Raw genomic sequence first — 21384 nt, 5'->3', positions numbered from 1 at the left:
CTACTTAGTTCTTGGACTGATCAACCAGCTTGTTGGCTGCAATCCAGGGCATCATGGCGCGCAACTTGCCGCCCACCTGCTCGATTTGCGATTCGGCGTTGATACGACGACGCGAAATGAGCGTAGGAGCACCGGCCTGGTTTTCCAGGATGAAGCTCTTGGCGTATTCGCCGGTCTGGATGTCTTTCAGGCACTGGCGCATGGCTTCTTTGGTGGCATCGGTCACGATACGGGGGCCGGTGACGTACTCACCGTACTCGGCGTTGTTCGAGATCGAGTAATTCATGTTGGCGATGCCGCCTTCGTAGATCAGGTCGACGATGAGCTTGAGTTCGTGCAAGCACTCGAAGTAAGCCATTTCAGGCGCGTAGCCAGCTTCAACCAGCGTTTCGAAACCGGCCTTGATCAGTTCGACGGCACCACCGCACAGAACAGCCTGCTCGCCGAACAAGTCGGTTTCGGTCTCTTCGCGGAAGTTGGTTTCGATGATGCCGGCGCGGCCGCTACCAATGGCGCTGGCGTACGACAATGCGATGTCGCGGGCAGAACCGGACTTGTCTTGGTAAACGGCAACCAGTGCAGGTACGCCGCCACCCTGGCGGTAAGTGCCGCGAACGGTGTGGCCAGGCGCCTTGGGCGCAACCATGATGACGTCGACGTCGGCGCGAGGCTGAACCTGACCGTAGTGAACGTTGAAGCCGTGTGCAAACGCCAGCGCAGCGCCGGGCTTGAGGTTGGCTTCGATCTGGGTGCGATAGACTTCGGCGATGTTTTCATCGGGCAGAAGAATCATGACCAGGTCGGCGGTTTTAACCGCGTCGGCAACTTCAGCAACTTTCAGGCCGGCGTTTTCGGCTTTCGACCACGAGGCACCGCCTTTGCGCAAACCGACAACGACATTGACCCCGGACTCGTGCAGGTTGAGTGCGTGGGCGTGGCCTTGCGAACCATAACCAATAATGGCGACCTGTTTGCCCTTAACCAGCGAGAGGTCACAATCTTTGTCGTAAAAAACTTTCATTTATAAGTGCTCCAAGCGTATTTTCTTGTAAACCGCGAAGTGCGCAGTTTATAGGATTTGAATAAATGGGTTAAACAGCGGCCCCACCCAAAGCAGGTGGGGCCGCTGGAACAACATGACTACAATTTTAGAACACGTTCGCCACGGCCGATGCCGGACACGCCGGTACGAACGGTTTCGAGGATGGCGCTGCGGTCGAGTGCACCGATGAAGGCTTCGATTTTGCCCTGGTCGCCGGTGAGTTCGATGGTGTAGGCCTTGTCGGTAACGTCGATGATGCGACCGCGAAAAATATCGGCCATGCGCTTGAGCTCGTCGCGCTCTTTGCCCACCGCCCGCACCTTGATCAGCATCAGTTCGCGCTCGATGTGCGGCCCTTCAGACAAATCGACCACCTTAACGACGTCGATAAGACGGTTAAGGTGCTTGGTGATTTGTTCGATGACTTCGTCAGAACCTTGCGTGACCACGGTCATGCGCGACAGGGTTTCGTCTTCGGTGGGGGCCACGGTAAGCGTTTCGATGTTATAGCCACGAGCCGAGAACAGGCCCACCACACGAGACAGCGCACCGGGTTCGTTTTCGAGAAGAATGGAAATTACATGTTTCATTGTTATGTCCTTACAGCTCTTCTGAACCCAGCAGCATTTCGGTCAGGCCACGCCCGGCTTTTACCATGGGCCAAACGTTTTCGGTTTGGTCAGTGATGAAGTCGAGGAATACCAGCCGGTCTTTGTACTTGGTAAACGCCTCGCGCAGCGCCGGCTCGACGTCGGCGGGCTTGTCGGTACGGATACCCACATGACCATAGCTCTCGACCAGCTTGACGAAATCGGGCAAGGCATCGACGTAAGACTCGGAATAGCGCGAGCCATAGTCGATTTGTTGCCACTGACGCACCATACCCAGGTACCGGTTGTTAAGGCACAGAACCTTGGGCGTCAGGTGATACTGTTTGCAGGTCGAAAGCTCCTGGATGTTCATCTGGATGGAGCCTTCGCCGGTAATAACGGCAACGTCGCGCCCGGGGTTGGCCATTTGCGCACCCATGGCGTAGGGCAGGCCTACACCCATGGTACCCAGACCACCGGAGTTGATCCAGCGACGCGGCTCGTTGAACCCGTAGTACTGGGCAGCCCACATTTGATGCTGGCCGACATCGGAGGTAACGATGGCTTCGCCGCCGGTGACTTCCCAGAGCTTTTGGACAACAAACTGCGGCTTGATGACACTGGTCGAGTTCTTGAACTTGAGGCACTCTTTGCCGCGCCAGGTTTGCACCTGCTTCCACCAGTCAGCCAGGCGTGCCGGGTCGGTGCGCTCTTCGGCCACAGCCATTTGGGCATACATGGCGTTGAACTCTTGCAGCACGTCTTTGACGCTGCCAACAATGGGCACATCGACCTTGACGCGCTTGGAAATGGACGACGGATCGATGTCGATGTGAATGATTTTGCGTTGGTTTTGCGCAAAATGCTTGGGGTTACCGATAACGCGTTCATCGAAACGGGCGCCCACGGCGACCAGAACGTCGCAATTTTGCATGGCCATATTGGCTTCGTAGGTGCCGTGCATACCCGGCATACCCACGAACTTGTCGTCTGACGCGGGGAATGCGCCCAAGCCCATTAGGGTATTGGTGCAAGGCGCGCCCGCCAAATCAACCAACTGGCGCAGCTCGGGTGCGGCATCGGCCAGCACCACGCCGCCGCCGGCGTAAATCATGGGGCGCTCGGCCGCCAGCAACATTTGCACGGCCTTTTTAATTTGCCCCTGATGCCCTTTGACAACTGGCGTGTACGACCGCAGGGCGACTTCTTCGCGCTGCGCGGTGTACTTGCATGTAGCGACGGTAACGTCTTTGGGGATATCGACCAGAACGGGGCCGGGACGACCGGTTTTGGCAATATAAAACGCCTTGCGCATGGTGTCGGCCAGGTCTTTGACGTCGCGCACCAAAAAGTTGTGCTTGACGCAAGGGCGTGTAATGCCAATGGCGTCACACTCTTGGAAAGCGTCTTCGCCAATGACGGCGGTAGACACCTGACCGCTAAGGATCACCATGGGGATGGAGTCCATGTAGGCGGTGGCAATACCGGTAACGGCGTTGGTTAAACCCGGGCCGCTGGTGACCAGCGCTACCCCGATTTTGTTCGACGAACGCGAATAGGCATCGGCCGCGTGCACGGCGGCCTGTTCGTGACGAACCAGGACGTGTTTGAAGCTGTCTTGTTTGTAGATTGCGTCGTAAATGTAAAGGACCGCGCCACCTGGGTAACCGAAAATGTGATCAACACCTTGTTCGGCAAGGCAGCGTACGACGATGTCGGCGCCATTGAGTTCCATAATAAATTTAATTCCTTTCGTAACCGGCACTGACACCCCGACCGGCCATGACAGCCCGGGCTATACCGACTGCGGCAACATAGTCTGGCGCTTTGTGATTCACGGAACCACGCCACCCAGATACCCTGCCGATTCGGCACACACCCATCGAGATGCAGTACGCGCATTCGGGTGAATGCAAGAGGTAGAAACGGAATGCGTTGACACACACGTTTGTGACGCGGCCAACAGCAAGTTGATTTAGGGCGCAAAAAACCGGGCGGGTACGCCGGCAAAGCAAAACCTTACACAATCCGCCAATGATATTTGACAGATTAATCGGGTAATTTACCGCGTTGCAGCATCAGAATCAAATCGAAGCCCGTGAAAGCGATCAAAATGCAACGCTTAATCTCTATACTAGACACTTTCGTTGTGCAATTGACACCAGAATGACCGCCACCCTGCCGCTGCTCCAACGTTTTTTTTACAGCCACTACTTTTTTGGCGGGCTGCGACAAGCCACCGGCGTGATCATCCCGGCACTGTTTGCAGGGCTGGTGCTGGGCGAATACGGTCTGGGCATGGTGGCCTCTATTGGCGCGGCCTGCGTTGCGGTCATCGACCAACCCGGCAGCCCTCGCCGCTACAGCGTCAACACCATGCTGGGTGCGGTATTGCTGGGCACCGCGACTACGGTCGTTACCGGGCTTAGTGCATCACACACCACCCTCATCTGGTTTGTCATCCCGGCGCTGTGTTTTTTGTTCTCGATGTTTACCGTGTATGGTCGCCAGGGCGGCCTGATGGGCTACGCCTGCCTGTTCATCATGACCCTGACCATGCGCGAAGCGCTTGAGCCCCACGAAATACTGATCCATTCTTTAAGCTCGTTTGCGGGCGGCCTGTTTTATTTTTTGTTCAGCAGCGCCGTTCACCGCGTGTTCTGGCACCGCGAAGAACAGCAGGCGCTATCGGTTGCCCTGTTTGCCACCGCCGACTACATCGATACGCGGTCAAGGCTGTACGACGTCACGCTCGACCTCGAAGACTCTTACCGCCAGCTTATGCGCACGCAATCGGCCATGACCGAAAGCCAGCAGGCGGCGCGCAACACGGTGCTGCGGGAACTGCCAACCGGCAAGTCAAGATCAGACCGGCGGCGTTACGCGGCCTTGAATATCTTTATAGATATGGTGGCCTTGCTTGATACCCTGGTGGCCACGCAAACCGACTACGCCACACTGCACCGGAACCTGCACGACAGCGACCTGCTGGTGTTTGCGCGCGACGCCCTGCGCAAACTGGCCAACAACACACGGCAAATTGCGCTGGATGTCGCTCGCGACCGCCCTGTTACCGAACGCAGCAGCGTCAAGGCCGAAATTCGAGCCATCGAATACGAGCTTGAACAATACCGCCAGCAGGGGCTGGCCGACACCCAGCCCGAGGTATATGCCTTGCTGGTTCAAGTGCTGCGACGCCTGCGCAATGCGGCTCGCATTGTCGAGCGCATGACCGAACACACCCAGCCCAAGCAATCATTCGAACTTGTCGACATGCGGCTGGACAAAACACTGGGCCGTTTTTTATCGCATAACGAATTGCGGCTGGGCATGATCACCAGTAACCTGCGGCTGGACTCGCCCAGTTTCCGCTACTCGATTCGGGTAGCGATTGCCGCCACCCTGGCGCTGGTTGTCGATGCCATACTGACGGCCGTATTGGCGTCGCAGCCCGATGGCGCGTCGATTGAAATTCACGGGTACTGGATTATCTTGACCACTGTTGTGGTGATGAAGCCAGGCTATGCCCTGACCCGGCAACGCAACCTGTTTCGTCTGGCCGGCACATTTTTGGGGTGCGTACTGGCATTTGCCATGTTCAACCTTAACCCCAGCACCAACATTTATTTCACGGTTCTGGTGGCCGCGTGCATACTGGGTTACAGCATGGTCCAGGTCAATTTCATGATGTCGGCCGCGTTGAACACACTGTGCCTGATGCTGGCGTTTCATTTCTTGTCGCCCGCTACCAACTTCCTGATCGGTGAACGCCTTCTTGACACGCTGCTGGGCAGCGCACTGGCGCTGGGATGCAGCTATATATTGCCGTGGTGGGAACACAATTTTATGGGCTCGCTGGCGGCTGCGGCCAAAAACGCCAATGCCAAATTTTTCAGGGCCGGCATGCACTATGCAAACCTGAGCCGCAAACTGATGCAAGCGACCGACCTTGACGAACCTGCACGCCAGGCCCTGACCCGCGAGGTGGAAGAAGCCGATGTCGCCTGGCGACTGACCCGCAAAAACGCCTACATTGCCCTGGGCAACTTTACAGCGGCGTTTTACCGCATGATGGCCGAACCCGTGCGCCGCCAGCGCAATGTACCCGAGCTTAACCACCTGCTTATTCAGAACCACTTGCTGGCCTCGCAGATCAGCGCGGCCATCCCGTTATTGGCTCAGCTACCCGATGTTCCCGACGGGATACGGTTGTCGCTTGAAGCCATTGAGGAATACCTGAGCGACAAAGACGCCAACCCGCCGCAGTCAATTGAAACTGAAGGCGAGCTGGCGGCCCTGGCTTACCCGGTGAAGCAAATGCTTAAAGCAACTCAGCTGATTCGACAGGAAATGCGGGCGCTGACGCCGGGAACGGCATAACCCGCTTTTCCTTACAAGTGTTCGAGCTTTTTAGGTTGCTTGCTGGCAAAGTACCAAATACCCGCGGTAGTTTGCAGGGCAAGCAAAATAACCCACGCGGCAATATGGGCCTGGGCCGGATACACGCCCACACTAATGGGTTCCCACAGCTCAACCACCCAGCCTACGGCATTCTGGAACAGGAAAATAAGGAAGAACACCAGCATATTGAAACTGGTGCCGACACGCCCCAGGGTATGACGAGGAAAGGTTTCGACCAACACCGCGTAAATAAGCGCATTGGTGCCGCCCAGGAAACCGTAGGAGATCCAGAAAAAGGCGCGCGGCAATGGCACATCAAGCAAAATCAGCACCTCGGTCACCACGAACAGGGCCAGCAACAAGCCACAGAAGTGGTAGAGACTGATACCCCAGCGCTCAACCCGCCGGGCCACGAGCCCAGAAGCGGCACTCCCGAACACGGCCGCAAACCCCAGCAGCGACACCAGGCCGTCTACCGTCGCACCGGGCAGCCCGTTGACATCGAGCAGGTACGGCTTCACCCATAAAGACTGCACCGCATAGAAGGTGCCGGCCACAATGGACGGGAACAACAAAATTTGCCAGAAGGCACGCGTGCGGGCGATTTCCCAGGTGCCGCGAAGCTGGTCGCCCATTGTGGGACGCTTGCGATTATGCAACGGGGCCGTGTCGTGCGCACCAAACAACAGGCACAACGAAACCATGACCGTCAGTGCCGCCAACCAGAAACTGGCCGTACGCCATGTAATGACGTCGAGCACCAGCGACAAGGGTGTCCCCACCACAGCCCCGCCCAACCCGCCAAGCGCCACGACCGCGCCGTTGATCATGGGCAAACGATGGGTGGGGAAGGTAAGGGCCATGGCCTGGAACGCCGCCCCCAGACAAACGGCCACGCCCACGCCAATGACAAAGCGGCCCAGCATCAGACCCCACATGGTGTCGCTAAGCGCGAAGATTACCGAACCGACAGCGGCCACCAGCACGAGTACGCCGTTGACCTTGCGCGGCCCCCAGGTATCTAGCGCTGCGCCTGCCGGTATCTGGGTTAACGCAAAACCCAAAAAATACAGGCTGGTCAGCAGGCCCAAGTCGGCTGCCGAGAGCCCGATTTCTTCGATGAGAAAGCCCGAAAAGCCAATATTGACGCCACGATACAGATACGAGACAAAATAGCCGAACGAGAAGAATAGAAAAATACGGGTTGAATTGGTCATAGCCTGCCTGCCGCTTAGCGTTCGGGGCGACGGAAGACCAGCTTCAAGTCGGAAGACGCGTCGGCATGGAAGGTATAGCCCTCGGCGTTAAAACCCTTGAGCTTTGCAGGATCGGTAATCTGGTTTTCGATAATGTAACGGGCCATTAGGCCGCGGGCACGCTTGGCATGAAAGCTGATGACTTTCCAGTTGCCGTTTTTCTCGTCCTGAAAAACACACTGCACAATGCGGGCGTTTAGCGTTTTCTGGTCGACGGATTTGAAATACTCTTCGGACGCCAGGTTTACAATTGTGTCGGCCCCCTGCTCTACCAAACGCGCGTTCAGGTACTGGGCAATGTCGCTACCCCAGTAGTCGTACAGGTTCTTGCCTTTGTCGGTCGCCAAACGTGTACCCATTTCAAGGCGGTATGGCTGCATCAGGTCGAGCGGGCGCAAAACGCCATATAAGCCGCTTAATATAGCCACGTGCTGCTGCGCCCAATCGAGCTGTTCTTCGGACAATGCGGGGGCATCGAGACCTTCGTAGACATCGCCGTTAAACGCCAGGACGGCCTGACGGGCATTGGTCTGGGTAAACTTTGGGGTCCAGGCTGCGTAGCGCTCTACGTTCAGGGCGGCCAGGTTGTCACTCAGGCTCATCAGGCCGGCAATTTCGGAGGCCGACTTTTCTTTAAGTACGTTGATCAACCCCTGGGCCTGCTTAACGAATAAGGGTTGCGTGTGCGTTGTTGTGCGCACGGGCGAGTCGTAATCGAGTTTTTTGGCGGGAGACAGAAGCACTAGCATGTTTAAAAACGTTCCTGATCGCAAAAATTGAATAGGTATTTCGGTAATAGCAACGCCGACGCAAAGCGCCGACGGGTGTGCAAGCCAAGGTCAAAAGTCGCGGGGATTAACGCGCCGTCCAGCCGCCATCCATAGACAGGCTGGCGCCGGTCATTTGTTCGGCCGCATCTGACGACAGAAAGACTGCAGCGGCACCAAGCTGTTTTGGGGTTACGAACTGCAACGAGGGTTGCTTCTCGCCCAGCAGGTCTTTGGCGGCGGTTTCGATATCGGTGCCGTTTTTCTCGGCCAGCGCTTCGATTTGGCGCTCGACAAGGGGGGTGCGCACCCAGCCCGGGCAGATGGCGTTGGCGGTAATGCCGTTGCCGGCGTTTTCAAGCGCGGTTACTTTTGTCAGGCCAACCACGCCGTGTTTGGCTGCAACATAGGCCGACTTTTGCGGCGATGCGACCAAACCGTGGGCAGACGCAATATTGATGATGCGCCCCCACCCCTGGCGCTTCATGTAAGGCAGCGCGGCGGCGGTGCCATGGAACACGGCCGAGAGATTCAGGGCAATAATGGCGTCCCAACGGTCAACCGGGAAATTTTCGATAAGGTCGGTATGCTGGATGCCGGCGTTATTGACAAGGATATCCAGACCGCCGCCCAATACTGTTGCGGCGTCGTCTATAAATTTGCGGGTTGCGGCGGCCTGCGACAGGTCGGCGGCAATGTAGTAGGCCTTGACCGCAAACTCAAGTTCTATATTGATACGAGCCTGTTCGATGTCGTGTGCATCGCCAAACCCGTTAATAACAATATCGGCGCCGTTGGCCGCCAGTTCGCGGGCAATGGCCAAGCCGATACCACTGGTCGACCCTGTTACAACGGCGCGTTTACCTGTCAGCATGCAACCCCCTTCGTATTGGTTTTTGAGCTTAAAGCCGTACTGTATTCTATAAAACTTAATCAGTACACTGCGCAAATGCACCAAACCGCTGCCCGCCATTCGAATTTATGCCCATAAGGCCCGGGCACCGTGCAAAAAATAAATACCTCTGCTAGAATTGCGGTCTTGCTGGTAGACCGCAGCACGGACAGGTGGCAGAGTGGTCGAATGTACCTGACTCGAAATCAGGCGTACGTGCAAGCGTACCGTGGGTTCGAATCCCACCCTGTCCGCCAGGCAGTCTATATTTAAGCGCCCCCCCGGGGCGCTTTTTTATTTGATTTTTCAGCTCTCCTCCATCTAGGGGCTCTTCCCCATTTTCGGGCGATACGCACTCACTAGACACGGTTAATCACACCGCTCCAACCGCAGGTTCTGTCGCATTTTCGGGCGATACACATTCATCAGACCTGGGTGCTGTCCGGGTTCTTGACTCGGGCGGTGTCAGGGCCGTGTGGCAACGGGCATCGCACGGCCCCGTTGGGGCTGCCCGCCGTCCAGACCTTGCCCGTGGCGGACGCGGAACTCGTGGGCTCGACCCGATGGGTCGAAAACGCCCACTCAAACAGCCGCGTCCTTGCATCCACGGTCAAGGCCTTACCGTCGGCGTGCTCAAAGCCCTTTCGCCCCACGGCCCTGACACCGTCCTGGGCTCAGACTCTCATGCAGCGGGAGCCACTTATATTTATTGATTCAAGCTTACAAAAACTTATAACCCGCGCGTGAACGCACCTACTAGCATCCAGATCATCAACGGGCGTGGCTTTAGACAGAGTGCGTCTTCAGCCAGTCACGCAAGGCGCTATTCATTCGGGTCTGCCACCCCTCCCCACCCGCTTTAAACGCGGCCACAATATCTGCGTCATAGCGCACAGTCAGCTGAACCTTGGGCGAGGAGCTCTTGGGACGACCAACACGCTTTAGTTGTCGAAACTCTGCTTTCGACAACTCGTAAGTATCTGGATCAGCCTTGATACCCGCATTGATCGCCACGTCTTCTTCCGGAGTTGGCATTACCAACCCTTTCTTAGTTGTCGACATAGTTTTTCACCTCTCTGCTGTTGGCTTTTCGCAAGCTGATGACATGCATCGTGTCCTGCCGCTGTGTAAACACCACGCAATAAAGCCGATTATCAATCACGCCATAACCAATCTCACGCAACTCGCCATAATCGCGTCGGGTGTCTGGCTTGGCCATCACATCAGACCAATCCAACTCGCGCGCAAGCAGAAGAGATACCCCGTGCTTGGCTTGGTTGGCTTTGTCTTTGGTGGGATCAAACGTGATTTCCATGCAGTTATTGTAGTTACAAAAAATCTGGAGTGCAATTTATTTTTGTAACTACAGAAGGTTAAAGCCTGCGAACAAAAGCAATACCCAATCCGCCGGCACCCACCTTACCAAACGCTTTCCAAACTTTACTTGACCTTTCCTGACCTTTTCCTGAAACTTTCCTTGTATAGGCTTGACACGTTCTGGCTGCAACCTGGAACGACGCTTAATAGGGTATTGCTATCAGGTTTATTTAAATAATAAACTTTACTAATCTGACAGCCTGCTTAACAATGGCCCTTGTACCAACGCACGTTAATTCGTAACGCAACAGGAGCGCGACATGGAAAATAACCAGACAAACGCAGGCCAATGCCCGGTAATGCATGGCGGCAATACCGCATCCAGCCAAGGGCCCATGGCCTGGTGGCCCGAAGCCCTGAACCTCGACATCTTGCACCAGCACGACAGCAAGACCAATCCGCTAACCGGCTTCAATTACCGTGAGGCCGTAAAAACCCTCGACGTTGACGCGCTGAAGCGAGACCTGGCCGAGCTGATGACCAATAGCCAGCCCTGGTGGCCGGCCGATTGGGGACACTATGGCGGCTTGATGATTCGCATGGCTTGGCACGCCGCCGGCACCTACCGCGTAGCCGATGGCCGCGGTGGCGCAGGAACAGGGAACCAGCGGTTTGCGCCCCTTAACTCCTGGCCCGACAATGGCAACCTTGACAAGGCCCGTCGCCTGCTCTGGCCGATCAAGAAAAAATACGGTAACAAAATCAGCTGGGCTGACCTGATTGTTCTGGCCGGCAATGTGGCATACGAATCAATGGGCTTCAAAACGTTTGGCTTTGCATTTGGCCGCGAAGACATCTGGCACCCTGAAAAAGATATTTACTGGGGCTCCGAGAAAGAATGGCTGGCCAAGAGCGGCAGCGAAGGCAGCCGTTACAGTGGTGAGCGCGATCTGGAAAACCCGCTGGCCGCAGTGATGATGGGTCTGATCTACGTTAACCCCGAAGGCGTTGATGGCAACCCCGACCCGCTGAAAACCGCAAAAGACATGCGCGTGACGTTTGAGCGCATGGCCATGAACGACGAAGAAACGGTCGCGCTGACCGCCGGCGGCCATACTGTTGGCAAAGCACACGGGAACGGAAATGCAGCCAACCTTGGCCCGGCCCCCGAGGGCGCTAACATCGAAGAACAGGGCCTTGGCTGGATCAACCACAAAACGCGCGGCATTGGTCGTGACTCGGTCACCAGCGGCATTGAAGGCGCCTGGACCACCAACCCCACAAAATGGGACGCGGGTTACTTCCAGATGCTGCTCAAGCACGATTGGGAGCAGACAAAAAGCCCGGCCGGTGCCTGGCAGTGGAAGCCGGTCAACATCAAAGAAGAGGACATGCCCGTCGATGTCGAAGATCCATCGATCCGCTGCATGCCCATGATGACCGACGCCGACATGGCCCTGAAAATGGACCCGGAATACCGCAAGATTTCTGAACGTTTTGCGGCTGACCAGGCCTATTTCGAAGATGTATTCGCTCGCGCCTGGTTCAAGCTGACCCACCGCGACATGGGCCCCAAAGCACGCTACATTGGTCCCGAAGTGCCTGCCGAAGATTTGATCTGGCAAGATCCGGTGCCAGCCGGCAATGCAAATTACGATGTGGCTGCTGTCAAGGCAAAAATCATCGCCGCCGGTTTAAGCGTCAGCGACATGGTGTCTACCGCCTGGGACAGCGCACGCACATTCCGTGGCTCCGACTACCGTGGTGGCGCCAACGGGGCCCGCATCCGGCTGGCCCCTCAAAAAGACTGGGAAGGCAACGAGCCTGCGCGCCTGGCCAAGGTTTTGAAAATTTATGAGCAAATCGCAAACGAAACCGGCGCCAGCGTGGCCGACGTCATTGTGCTGGGCGGTAACGTGGGCATCGAACAAGCGGCACAAGCCGCGGGTGTATCGGCCACTGTGCCCTTTGCGCCGGGCCGTGGCGACGCCACACAGGCGCAAACCGATGTCGATTCTTTCGACGTGCTGGAGCCCCTGGCCGACGGTTTCCGTAACTGGCAAAAAACCCATTATGTCGTCAAACCCGAAGAACTGCTGTTGGATCGTGCCCAGTTGATGGGCTTGACCGCCGCTGAAATGACGGTGCTGATTGGCGGCATGCGTGTCTTGGGCACCAACTACGGTGGCGCCGGCCATGGCGTGTTCACCGACCGCGTGGGTGCACTGACCAATGACTTTTTCGTGAACCTGACCGACATGAACTACAGCTGGAAGCCGACGGGTCGTAACAGCTACGACATTGTCGACCGCGCCAGTGGCGTTACCAAATGGACGGCGACACGTGTCGATCTGGTGTTCGGTTCGAACTCTATTCTGCGCGCTTACGCCGAGGTTTACGCCCAGGACGATAACCGCGAAAAGTTCGTCAACGACTTCATTGCTGCCTGGACAAAGGTAATGAACGCTGACCGTTTCGACCTACAGTAAAGCACTGCCCAAGCGGCCGGTAGCTGACAACAGTCGGCTACCGGCTGTTCAAATTGATAAGCTGAATATTCCTGTTTCGGGAATTAATGTTTGCAGCACCGTTGCTATTGGCTGTCACAAAAAGCGAGTACAGTCGTCACCTACATAAACAATTAAACAGGGTGATTTAAAAGCATGGCCTTTGTAGTAACCGAAAGTTGTATTGCCTGCAAGTACACCGACTGCGTCAGTGTCTGCCCCATGGAATGTTTTTTCGAGGGGCCTAATTTCATGGTTATCAACCCCGACGAATGTATTGATTGCTCGATTTGTGTCGGCCAATGCCCCGTCGGTGCCATTGTCGAGGCCAGCGAAATCGCGCCCGACCAGGCGCATTTTGTGCAACTGAACCGTGACCTATCGCACGACCCGCGCTGGAAGCGCATTACACAAGCCAAGCCACCCTTGCCAGAGCATGAGGTCTGGGCCGCTGCAAAAAACAAGCTGCATCTGCTAAAGCAGCAAATCGAAACCTAGCAAAAACACCCATCGCCAGCCGTACCTTTGCCCGATAGAATGGGCCGGTCAACCCGACAAAATATCGGCCAGGCACCATGCCAGTCGCCGCCGCAGCAGCAGCCCCGCCACTCGAGCCGCCCGGTGTGCGGGTTGCATCCCAAGGTCTTCACCAGACGCCACTGCGCGATCCGCAGCATCAGCCATCGCCAAAGCCTCTTCGGGCGAGACCTCGACCAGTGCGTTGACGTGAGGGTTGACTTGCTCGATACGTTGCAGGCTCGCCAGGGTTGCTTCCCGCGAAGAAATTGCACCGGTTCGAATACCCTGCGCCAGCGCCGTTGCGCTCCAGCGCCATAACTCTGAGGGTTGCTGCGCAGGGTCAGAAATTTTTGTCATGTTTGTGTCTCCGTTATTGGTTTATGTGGGCCGGCGGTGGCCAGACCCTGCTAGAACCAGCTTATCAACACGACAGACACCACAACAGCCCCTGCGGCTAACGGCAAAGCAGCATTACGCAAAAACCGCAGGAAATGAAAACAGCGGAATCTCGCAAATACGTCCCGCATATACAACCCGCCGCAATTAGCGCTTTCCGACCCGTGGCGGTGACCTATTTGCCCCTTGCATTTCCACACCCAAGATATACAATAAAAATGTATATCAACATCAGGAAGCTCATCATGCAAGTTGCAAAATGGGGCAATAGTCTTGCGGTGCGCCTCCCTGCCTGCCTGGTCGAGGCACTTGAGCTGCGGGAAGGCGATGACATTGAAATTATTATTGATGACGCAAGAACCTTTGCAGTACGTAAAAAGCCAGGCGCCGACCAATTGCTGAAACGCTTGCGTGCGTTCCGGGGGAAGTTGCCCGCCGACTTCCACTTCGACCGCGAGCAAGCCAATGCGCGCGACTAAATTCGGGCATTTTCTTGACAGTAATGTCGTTTTGTATCTGCTTTCGGCAGACAACCACAAGGCCGATCAGGCCGAACATCTGCTGGCGTCCGGCCCGGTGATCAGCGTGCAAGTGTTAAACGAAGTGGCGCACGTATGCAGGCGCAAGCTGCAAATGACGTGGGACGACATCACCCGGTTTTTGACCCTGGTACGGGGCTTTTGCAAGGTTGTACCCCTTACCGAAACCATTCACGACCAAGGCAGGACAATTTCGGCCCGATACCAGTTACCGTTTTATGATGCCTGCATTGTGGCGGCTGCAGCCGATGCAGGTTGCCACACCTTGTATACCGAAGACATGCACAACGGGCTACAGCTGCCAGACCAACAACTTAGCGTCAAGAATCCTTTCAAATAGCCCCTGCGGCCACCGGCAGAGCAGCATTAGGCAGAAACCGCAGGAAAGACATCAACCTGTTCCTGATCGGGACAACGTTGTCCCGCAGCAAGGCTGACATCTGTTTACAAATGCCATCGATTCTTGCGAGCATTTAGCTTATAGTTCGATGCAGGCCTGATGGCCGCGGCCATTGCCAAAAAACCAAAAAAGGACGACGCACCATGTCTTCACCGTCAGCGCACGAAACCGTAGCCAAGACAACGCAAGACACCGACAGCCGCCTGAAATGGCTGCAAGACCATATACAGTTTGTGCAAGCTTTTGCCAAAAACCCGCTGGGCATCGGCGCCATTCTGCCTTCAAGCCGGGCGCTGGCGGCTGCCATCACGGCCCACCTGCAGCCGGGCGCCGGCAAAGTCCTTGAACTGGGCAGCGGCACAGGCGCTTTCACCCAATATATGCTGGACAGAGGGTTTGACCCGGCCGATCTTGTGCTGGTCGAGCAAGACCCGGCACTGGCCGCCAGGTTACGCCATCGCTTTCCGCAGTCTACCTTGCTGCAAATACCGGCCCAAACCCTGCATTTGCACTACGACACCGCCCAGCGCGATATTGTTGCCACAGTGTGCGGCTTGCCTTTGCGCAACATGAACCACACCATTCATGCGCAAATGCTTGAAGCCACTTTCGAGGCCATGCGCCCCGATGGTGCACTGTATTTGTTTACCTATGGGCTGACATGCCCGGTGTCGGCAGACACGCTAAATGCATTGGGCCTGACCAGCCGGCTGACGGCTTTTGTAGCTAAAAACCTGCCGCCGGCATGCGTTTTTTGTATTTCCAGAGCGCCAGACACGGCCGGTGGCCTGGGCACATAAAAACATCAGCGCAAAGCCGACAGGGCGGCCTCGGGCGCTTTGTCCAGAATTCTGAGCAGTGCAATGGCTGCGCCGGTAGGGCCACGTTTGCCTTGTTCCCAGTTACGAATAGTATTACGCTACACACCGTATGCCCACACTTACCGACAACCAGCGCGATATGGCCGAGGCACTGCCCAGCATGATCTGGACAGCCACCCCAAATGGCCAGGTAGATTACGTAAATCACGTCTTCGAACACTACACCGGGCGCCCTGCCGACCAAGGCGGCGTAATCGACTGGCTGGCGGTTGTTCACCCCGACGACCACGCGCCTACATCGCGTATTTGGGCCAACTGCATCGCGTCGGGCGCCAAGTATCAGGCCGAATTCCGGATTTTCCATCAGCCCAGCAACAGTTACCGCTGGCACCATGTAGCGGCCACCCCCGCACTGCAACCCCGACGGCACAATTCGGCGCTGGTACGGCATCACCACCGACATCCACGACATCAAGCTGGCCAATCAGGCTGTTGACCAGGCCCATGGCGAACTTAAGCGCGTGGTTGCGCTGCAAGCCCTTGAAAGCAAGGTGCTCGACGCCATCAGCCAAGAACGCGAACTACAAGACATACTCGACATCGTCACGCACGCCGTCGACGGCTTCATCCCCGACGTTGTGTCTTCTATTTTGCTGGTAAAAAACGGGCGCTTGTGGCATGGGTCGGCCCCCAAACACCCACAGGACTATATTCAGGCCCTTAACGGCGTAAGCATTGGCGAAGGCTTTGGGTCGTGCGGTACGTCTGCTGCCCGACAACAGCCAGTAATTGTTACCGATATGATCACCGACCCGCTTTGGGCACCCTTTCAAGACATCGTCGACCTTATCGATGCCCGGGCGTGCTGGTCAACCCCGGTTATAGGGGCCACCGGCAAAGTGCTGGCTACGTTTGGCATATACAGCCATCAACCCCAACCGCCTACCGAAGAACAGCTTGCCACCATTAACCATATTTGCCAGTTTGTGCGTGTGGCTATCGAACGCACCCAACAGCGCGAAGCCGCCCGCCAGGTAGAACAGCAACTGCAGGTGTCGCAACGCCGCGAGGCTATCGTCAAGCTTACCGGGGGCCTGGCGCACGACTTTAATAACTTGCTGACGGTCATTTTAAGCAACGCGGGCCAATTGGCAGAAGAACTGGCCGAGGGCAGCGAACACAAGGAAATGGCGCTAGACGTGAAACGCGCGGCGCGCCGCGGTGCCGACCTGATCCGCAACCTGTTGTCGTTTTCAAGGCAACAATTGCTGCAACCCAAGCCGGTGCACGTTAATACCTTGCTTACCGGCATGCAAACCCTGGCCGAACGGGTACTAGACAGCCGCATTACACTTAACCTGGCCCTTAACGCCAACCCGGCCACCATTATGGTTGACCCGGCTCAGCTAGAAAACGCCGTGCTTAACCTGGTGCTAAACGCCCGCGACGCTATTCAGAATTCGGGCACGGTAACACTGCGCACCCGCACCGTTAACCCCCATAACGCCGCCCTGCCTCGGCACCTGCCCCCCGACGCCACCTACCTGTTGCTGGAAGTACAAGACGACGGTCAAGGCATTGCCCCCGATGCCCAAGAACATATTTTTGACCCGTTTTACACCACCAAAAACGTGGGTAATGGCAGCGGGTTGGGCCTAAGCATGGTTGACGGCTTTGTTAAACAGTCAAAAGGTGGCGTCACCGTAACATCGGCCCTAACGCAAGGCACAACCATCGGCCTGTATTTCCCGGTCATGGCCGACGCCGCCACTGCGCCCGGGGCCACTTCCGAAATCAAAACCCCGCCCACCGGCACCGGCAAAATTCTGGTCGTCGAAGACGAACCCGCCGTGCAGGTTACGCTAGTGCGACAGCTACAAAAACTAGGCTACGAAGTGCTGGCCGCAAGCAACGGCCACGAGGGCCTGCTTGAATTGCAGCGCCACCCCGACATTGACCTGTTGCTTACCGACATGATGATGCCCGGCGGCATGGACGGCCAGCAGCTGGCCGCACTGGCGCGCCGCCAAAAGCCCAACATACGGGTGGTGCTGTCGTCGGGGTATTCGCACAAACTGGCCAAAGACCAAGACCGCACCGCCGAAGGCTACTGGCTGCTGCCCAAGCCCTACTTAAGGGTAGACCTGGCCACGTTGCTTAAAAAAGCGCTGTCGGAAGACCCCAAACCGCTATAGCACCCGGCATTGTTTTAATGCTGGGCGTTAGTTACCGGTCATAAACCAATAACAAGCAGGCAACCATTACAATTGCTAGAATGCTGTTTGATTTGATACGTATTGGCCGACCCGTGCATTGGTACCTTATACACACAAAACCGCGCCAAGAAGCCTGTGCGCTGCAAAACCTGCAACAACAGGGTTACACCTGCTATTTGCCACAGCTGTTTCATGAAAAGTTACAGCGCGGCAAAGTCGTTGTGTGCCAAGAAGCTTTGTTCCCCCGTTACTTGTTTATACAACTGGGCGACGACGCCATGGCCCAAAGCTGGGCGCCTATTCGGTCTACCCGGGGGGTTAGCCGGTTGGTTACTTTTGGCACCCAACCCAAAAAAATCGACAACACCCTGGTCGATGCCTTACGCCAGCAAGAAGCCCTGCACACCCGGCCGGTTCCCCTGTTTCAACCAGGCGACCGCGTGCAAATTACTCAAGGCCCATTTAGCGGCATAGAGGGCCTGTTCCAAATAACAGACGGCGAACGCCGCGCCATGGTGCTTATAGAGCTGTTAAGCAAACCCGTTCGCGTCCCCGTTATGCCCGAAGCCCTGGCCAAAGCCCTGTAACCCATGCACCCTACCCCCAATAACGCCTTGCCCGGGCGCTGGCAACCACTGGCACACGCCGTTGCTCAGGCTTGCCTGCCCCAACCCACCTCAAAAATTTTGCAGGCAGCCGGCCTGCATATCGACCTGAGCGCACAGTACGGCTCGCCCGACATTACCGCCGCCGCCCAGGCCCTGCTAGACGAACACAACTTTAACGCCCGGCGCAACGCCTTGCTTAACGGCGACACGGCCAACCCCACCGAACTGCGCGCCGCCTGGCATACCGCTTTGCGCGCCGCCGCCCCTAACCGCGACGTAGCCCACGAACGCCAGCGCATGATGGATTTTGTTCACCTGGCAGACGCCGAACGCCAATGGCGCAACGTGATTCATATTGGCATTGGGGGCAGCGACTGGGGGGTTCGACTGGCCGTAGCGGCCTTTGGCTACGCCGGAACCTGGCGCACCGTGCGCTTTGCCGCCAATATCGACGGCCACGCCATGGCCGGCGCCATGGCCGGGCTAGACCCACGCGACACCCTTATTGTGGTCGCGTCAAAATCATTTACCACCACCGAAACCCTTGAAAACGCCCAACGCGCCATTGAATGGCTGGCCGGCGCCGGCGTGGCCGACCCTTACCGCCACATTGTTGCCATTACCGCCTGCCCCGACAAGGCCCTGGCCTGGGGTGCACACCCAGGCCATATCTTCAAGTTCTGGGAATGGGTCGGCGGCAGATTCTCGATTTGGTCTTCGGTGGGCCTGACCATTGCCCTGGCTGTGGGCATCGACACCCTTGCCGGCCTGCACGCCGGCGCAGCCGCCCTGGACAACCACTTCGCCACCGCGCCTGTGCCCGAAAACGCCCCCGTGCAAATGGCCATAGCTGCCGCCATTAACCGCAATATTCTTGGGTACGGGTCGCATAATATTGCCCCCTACGACCACCGGTTGGGCCACCTGGTACCCTACCTGCAGCAGCTAGAAATGGAGTCTTTGGGAAAGTCGGTTGACATTAACGGCAACCCGGCCGGGTTGGCCACCGGCGCCGCCGTGTGGGGCATGCCCGGCACCGACGCCCAGCACACGTTTTTTCAGTGGTTGCACCAAAGCAGCGACGGCTGCCCGGTAGACTTTATTGTGTGCCAGCACGCCGACCACACCTGGGCCCAGCACCACACCCGCCTGGTGGCCAACTGCCTGGCCCAGCGCGAAGCCCTGCTGAACGGCAAAACGCCCCATAACGCCCACCAAGACGGCCTTGCCGAAGGCCTGCCACCGCAACGCGCGCAGCAACTTGCCCCACACCGCAGCCACGCCGGTGGGCGGCCATCAAACCTTATTGTGCTGCGCGAACTAAGCCCCTATTCGTTGGGCGCCTTACTGGCGCTGTACGAACACAAAACCTTTACCCTGGGCGTACTGTGGAACATCAACCCCTTCGACCAATGGGGTGTGGAACACGGCAAAACGTTGGCCGCCGGCATTTTCAGGTCATTAAGCCAACCCGGCGCCCCCACCGGCAACCACGACGCGTCTACCCTGTACTGGCTTAAGGCGCTGCAACACACCACCACAACAACGCCCCAACCTGCGCCAGTGCCAACAGCGCCCGTATCAAAAACAACAGAACCCGTACCAGAAACGCCGACGCCAGAAGCCACAGAACCCGCGGCGTGATATAAAATGTTTTATAATAAATGAAATATTTTGACGCGGTCCGGATACACAGTACGCATTAGCCCACACACAACGCCCATACCCCAAAAGCCGTATGGCCACCGCGCCTTAACCTTACCCAACCTGCACATTGCCATGCCGCCAAACAACCCCCAGGCACGCCTGAACACAACCCGACTATTCAACGTCAAGTCGGGCGGGTTGCTGCGCCGTATTTCCATTCAGTACGTACAAGCCCTTACAGACTTTATAGCGTTCTGCCTGGCCCCCCTGGTTGCCGCAGGCCTGCTGTACAGCTGGCAGGGGTCTACACAACCGTATTTCCCCCAAAAAAGCCTGGCGCTTTCAGTTACGCTGCATGTTGGCCTGGGCCTGGTGTGCATCGGCTGGTTTTGGGTACGCCTGCGCCATTACACCTACCGCAAAACCTTTTGGGCCGAACTGGGCGAAATTTTGCGCACCATTGCCGTGCTTGCGCTGGTACAGCTGGTGGTCATGGCCTTGCTTAAGGTTCAGCCTTCGCGCTACGCCTGGGCGCTAACCTGGCTGTGGGCATTCATGCTGGTGCCCGCCACCCGGTTTAGCGTAAAGCGTCTGCTGGCCGCCCTGGGCCTGTGGCAAAAGCCCAGCGTTATTATTGGTGTGGGCCCCAACGCCCAAGAAGCCTACGCGGCCCTTAGCCACGAAAGCGCCATGGGGTTCAAATTCCAGTACTTTTTTACGGGTGAACCGGCCGGCGCACCGCCCAGCCTGCACGGCGTACCGGTTATTTCCGACGAAGCCACCCTGTGGGCAAACACCAGCCCCGTTAACACCCATTTTTTTATTGCCGTAGAAAACGGCCAGGAAGCCCTGCGCGACTACTGGATCAAACAAACCACCTTGCATGGATGCTATGCCGTGTCGGTTATACCCACCACACGGGGCTTGCCGCTAAACAGCCTTGATGCCGGTTTTATTTTCAGCCACGACGTTTTAATTCTGCGCATTAACGAAAGCCTTAGAAAACGGGCTTCGCGCATTACCAAACGGGCCTTTGATATTTTTGGGTCGGCCGTGCTGCTGGCTGTACTGGCGCCGGCCTTTGCCTACATAGGGTGGCGTATTAGCCGCGACGGCGGCAGCCCCATTTTTGGCCACGAACGCATCGGCCAAAACGGCAAACCCTTTAAATGCCTGAAGTTTCGGTCTATGGTGCTTAACTCGCAAGAAGTGCTGGCCGACCTGTTAGCCAACAACCCGGCCGCGCGCGCCGAATGGAACGCCGACTTCAAGCTAAAAAACGACCCGCGCATTACCCCCATAGGCCATTTTTTAAGGCGCAGCAGCCTTGACGAACTGCCCCAGCTGTTCAGCGACAATTAACTTGACCGGTTAGCGACAATTATCTTGGCCGGTTGATCTGCTAGGGTTTGACACAGCAAATTGGAGATATCGCTGTGTCGGGCAAACGAATAACAGATCAACAA

The 21384-nt window shown here is 56.8% G+C and carries 19 protein-coding genes, 1 tRNA gene and 2 pseudogenes; 12 read left to right on the top strand and 10 right to left on the bottom strand.

What is annotated here, in order from left to right; translation table 11 throughout:
- Positions 1-4 precede the first annotated feature (4 nt).
- From ilvC to GTU67_RS14125, 3 genes are all read right to left on the bottom strand, one after another.
- On the bottom strand, positions 5-1021 hold the full coding sequence (gene ilvC / locus GTU67_RS14135; protein WP_093969156.1) for a ketol-acid reductoisomerase: 1017 nt from the start codon (positions 1019-1021) through the stop codon (positions 5-7).
- 119 nt (positions 1022-1140) lie between these two features.
- Positions 1141-1632, bottom strand: a complete 492-nt coding sequence (gene ilvN / locus GTU67_RS14130) for an acetolactate synthase small subunit (protein ID WP_093969157.1) — start codon at positions 1630-1632, stop codon at positions 1141-1143.
- Positions 1633-1642: 10 nt separating this feature from the next.
- Positions 1643-3367 (bottom strand): acetolactate synthase 3 catalytic subunit, encoded by a 1725-nt coding sequence (locus tag GTU67_RS14125; protein WP_185780680.1) that lies wholly within the window; start codon positions 3365-3367, stop codon positions 1643-1645.
- 431 nt (positions 3368-3798) lie between these two features.
- Between GTU67_RS14125 and GTU67_RS14120 the strand changes: the two genes are divergently transcribed.
- Positions 3799-6012, top strand: a complete 2214-nt coding sequence (locus GTU67_RS14120) for an FUSC family protein (RefSeq protein WP_185780679.1) — start codon at positions 3799-3801, stop codon at positions 6010-6012.
- Positions 6013-6023: 11 nt separating this feature from the next.
- Here the strand turns inward: GTU67_RS14120 and GTU67_RS14115 are convergent, their stop codons facing one another.
- The 3 genes from GTU67_RS14115 to GTU67_RS14105 form a co-directional block, all read right to left on the bottom strand.
- Entirely contained in the window at positions 6024-7250 is a 1227-nt protein-coding gene (locus tag GTU67_RS14115; RefSeq protein WP_185780678.1) for an MFS transporter, read from the bottom strand.
- Positions 7251-7264: 14 nt separating this feature from the next.
- Complete coding sequence (yaaA, locus tag GTU67_RS14110; RefSeq protein ID WP_185780677.1) at positions 7265-8038, bottom strand: peroxide stress protein YaaA; 774 nt, start codon at positions 8036-8038, stop codon at positions 7265-7267.
- A 106-nt stretch (positions 8039-8144) separates the two neighbouring features.
- On the bottom strand, positions 8145-8930 hold the full coding sequence (locus tag GTU67_RS14105; RefSeq protein WP_185780676.1) for a 3-hydroxybutyrate dehydrogenase: 786 nt from the start codon (positions 8928-8930) through the stop codon (positions 8145-8147).
- Positions 8931-9115: 185 nt separating this feature from the next.
- Here GTU67_RS14105 and GTU67_RS14100 point away from each other — a divergent pair.
- Positions 9116-9205, top strand: a tRNA-Ser gene (locus tag GTU67_RS14100).
- Between the two features lie 529 nt (positions 9206-9734).
- On the opposite strand, the gene GTU67_RS14095 is transcribed toward GTU67_RS14100, so the two are convergent.
- Together GTU67_RS14095 and GTU67_RS14090 are read right to left on the bottom strand one after the other, a co-directional pair.
- Positions 9735-10010 (bottom strand): BrnA antitoxin family protein, encoded by a 276-nt coding sequence (locus tag GTU67_RS14095; RefSeq protein ID WP_249417733.1) that lies wholly within the window; start codon positions 10008-10010, stop codon positions 9735-9737.
- A complete protein-coding gene (locus GTU67_RS14090; RefSeq protein WP_185780675.1) occupies positions 9997-10263 on the bottom strand; it encodes a BrnT family toxin in 267 nt (88 codons plus the stop codon). The genes GTU67_RS14095 and GTU67_RS14090 overlap by 14 nt, the downstream gene beginning before the upstream one ends.
- 322 nt (positions 10264-10585) lie before the next feature.
- On the opposite strand from GTU67_RS14090, the gene katG reads away from it, so the two are divergent.
- Together katG and fdxA are read left to right on the top strand one after the other, a co-directional pair.
- Complete coding sequence (gene katG / locus GTU67_RS14085; RefSeq protein WP_185780674.1) at positions 10586-12754, top strand: catalase/peroxidase HPI; 2169 nt, start codon at positions 10586-10588, stop codon at positions 12752-12754.
- Positions 12755-12928: 174 nt separating this feature from the next.
- Positions 12929-13270: a ferredoxin FdxA gene (fdxA, locus tag GTU67_RS14080; RefSeq protein WP_093969164.1), complete on the top strand. Its 342-nt coding sequence runs from the start codon at positions 12929-12931 to the stop codon at positions 13268-13270.
- Here fdxA and GTU67_RS15440 read toward each other — a convergent pair.
- Together GTU67_RS15440 and GTU67_RS15435 are read right to left on the bottom strand one after the other, a co-directional pair.
- Positions 13179-13382, bottom strand: a pseudogene (locus GTU67_RS15440) (hypothetical protein); the annotation flags it as partial. The gene fdxA and the pseudogene GTU67_RS15440 overlap by 92 nt on opposite strands.
- Entirely contained in the window at positions 13319-13648 is a 330-nt protein-coding gene (locus GTU67_RS15435) for an amidase family protein (protein ID WP_249417732.1), read from the bottom strand. The pseudogene GTU67_RS15440 and the gene GTU67_RS15435, both read right to left, overlap by 64 nt.
- A gap of 284 nt (positions 13649-13932) precedes the next feature.
- Between GTU67_RS15435 and GTU67_RS14070 the strand changes: the two genes are divergently transcribed.
- The 8 genes and pseudogenes from GTU67_RS14070 to GTU67_RS15630 all read left to right on the top strand — a co-directional run.
- The gene (locus tag GTU67_RS14070) at positions 13933-14166 is read left to right on the top strand and encodes an AbrB/MazE/SpoVT family DNA-binding domain-containing protein (RefSeq protein ID WP_185780673.1); all 234 of its coding nucleotides are present in this window, start codon (positions 13933-13935) and stop codon (positions 14164-14166) included.
- Positions 14153-14566 (top strand): PIN domain-containing protein, encoded by a 414-nt coding sequence (locus tag GTU67_RS14065; RefSeq protein WP_185780672.1) that lies wholly within the window; start codon positions 14153-14155, stop codon positions 14564-14566. Before GTU67_RS14070 ends, GTU67_RS14065 begins: the two co-directional genes overlap by 14 nt.
- Positions 14567-14769: 203 nt before the next feature.
- Positions 14770-15426: a class I SAM-dependent methyltransferase gene (locus tag GTU67_RS14060; RefSeq protein WP_185780671.1), complete on the top strand. Its 657-nt coding sequence runs from the start codon at positions 14770-14772 to the stop codon at positions 15424-15426.
- Between the two features lie 130 nt (positions 15427-15556).
- On the top strand, positions 15557-15943 hold the full coding sequence (locus GTU67_RS14055; protein WP_185780670.1) for a PAS domain-containing protein: 387 nt from the start codon (positions 15557-15559) through the stop codon (positions 15941-15943).
- Between the two features lie 25 nt (positions 15944-15968).
- Positions 15969-17642: an ATP-binding protein gene (locus tag GTU67_RS14050; RefSeq protein WP_185780669.1), complete on the top strand. Its 1674-nt coding sequence runs from the start codon at positions 15969-15971 to the stop codon at positions 17640-17642.
- Between the two features lie 80 nt (positions 17643-17722).
- On the top strand, positions 17723-18250 hold the full coding sequence (rfaH, locus tag GTU67_RS14045; protein WP_221893390.1) for a transcription/translation regulatory transformer protein RfaH: 528 nt from the start codon (positions 17723-17725) through the stop codon (positions 18248-18250).
- A gap of 3 nt (positions 18251-18253) precedes the next feature.
- Positions 18254-19915 (top strand): glucose-6-phosphate isomerase, encoded by a 1662-nt coding sequence (pgi, locus tag GTU67_RS14040; protein ID WP_185780668.1) that lies wholly within the window; start codon positions 18254-18256, stop codon positions 19913-19915.
- 1011 nt (positions 19916-20926) lie between these two features.
- A pseudogene (locus GTU67_RS15630) lies at positions 20927-21271 on the top strand (sugar transferase); the annotation flags it as partial.
- Positions 21272-21384 lie beyond the last annotated feature (113 nt).

Origin of the sequence: Pusillimonas minor (assembly GCF_014237865.1) — a bacterium.
Lineage (GTDB): Bacteria > Pseudomonadota > Gammaproteobacteria > Burkholderiales > Burkholderiaceae_B > Neopusillimonas > Neopusillimonas minor.
Note: the sequence above shows the minus strand (reverse complement) of the source record. Positions and strands in the feature narration are given on the sequence as shown.

Excerpts from the sequence above, each read along its gene's own strand:
- ilvC (WP_093969156.1), bottom strand. The coding sequence starts at position 1,021 with ATGAAAGTTTTTTACGACAAAGATTGTGACCTCTCGCTGGTTAAGGGC.
- ilvN (WP_093969157.1), bottom strand. The coding sequence starts at position 1,632 with ATGAAACATGTAATTTCCATTCTTCTCGAAAACGAACCCGGTGCGCTG.
- GTU67_RS14125 (WP_185780680.1), bottom strand. The coding sequence starts at position 3,367 with ATGGAACTCAATGGCGCCGACATCGTCGTACGCTGCCTTGCCGAACAA.
- GTU67_RS14120 (WP_185780679.1), top strand. The coding sequence starts at position 3,799 with ATGACCGCCACCCTGCCGCTGCTCCAACGTTTTTTTTACAGCCACTAC.
- GTU67_RS14115 (WP_185780678.1), bottom strand. The coding sequence starts at position 7,250 with ATGACCAATTCAACCCGTATTTTTCTATTCTTCTCGTTCGGCTATTTT.
- yaaA (WP_185780677.1), bottom strand. The coding sequence starts at position 8,038 with ATGCTAGTGCTTCTGTCTCCCGCCAAAAAACTCGATTACGACTCGCCC.
- GTU67_RS14105 (WP_185780676.1), bottom strand. The coding sequence starts at position 8,930 with ATGCTGACAGGTAAACGCGCCGTTGTAACAGGGTCGACCAGTGGTATC.
- GTU67_RS14095 (WP_249417733.1), bottom strand. The coding sequence starts at position 10,010 with ATGTCGACAACTAAGAAAGGGTTGGTAATGCCAACTCCGGAAGAAGAC.
- GTU67_RS14090 (WP_185780675.1), bottom strand. The coding sequence starts at position 10,263 with ATGGAAATCACGTTTGATCCCACCAAAGACAAAGCCAACCAAGCCAAG.
- katG (WP_185780674.1), top strand. The coding sequence starts at position 10,586 with ATGGAAAATAACCAGACAAACGCAGGCCAATGCCCGGTAATGCATGGC.
- fdxA (WP_093969164.1), top strand. The coding sequence starts at position 12,929 with ATGGCCTTTGTAGTAACCGAAAGTTGTATTGCCTGCAAGTACACCGAC.
- GTU67_RS15435 (WP_249417732.1), bottom strand. The coding sequence starts at position 13,648 with ATGACAAAAATTTCTGACCCTGCGCAGCAACCCTCAGAGTTATGGCGC.
- GTU67_RS14070 (WP_185780673.1), top strand. The coding sequence starts at position 13,933 with ATGCAAGTTGCAAAATGGGGCAATAGTCTTGCGGTGCGCCTCCCTGCC.
- GTU67_RS14065 (WP_185780672.1), top strand. The coding sequence starts at position 14,153 with ATGCGCGCGACTAAATTCGGGCATTTTCTTGACAGTAATGTCGTTTTG.
- GTU67_RS14060 (WP_185780671.1), top strand. The coding sequence starts at position 14,770 with ATGTCTTCACCGTCAGCGCACGAAACCGTAGCCAAGACAACGCAAGAC.
- GTU67_RS14055 (WP_185780670.1), top strand. The coding sequence starts at position 15,557 with ATGCCCACACTTACCGACAACCAGCGCGATATGGCCGAGGCACTGCCC.
- rfaH (WP_221893390.1), top strand. The coding sequence starts at position 17,723 with ATGCTGTTTGATTTGATACGTATTGGCCGACCCGTGCATTGGTACCTT.
- pgi (WP_185780668.1), top strand. The coding sequence starts at position 18,254 with ATGCACCCTACCCCCAATAACGCCTTGCCCGGGCGCTGGCAACCACTG.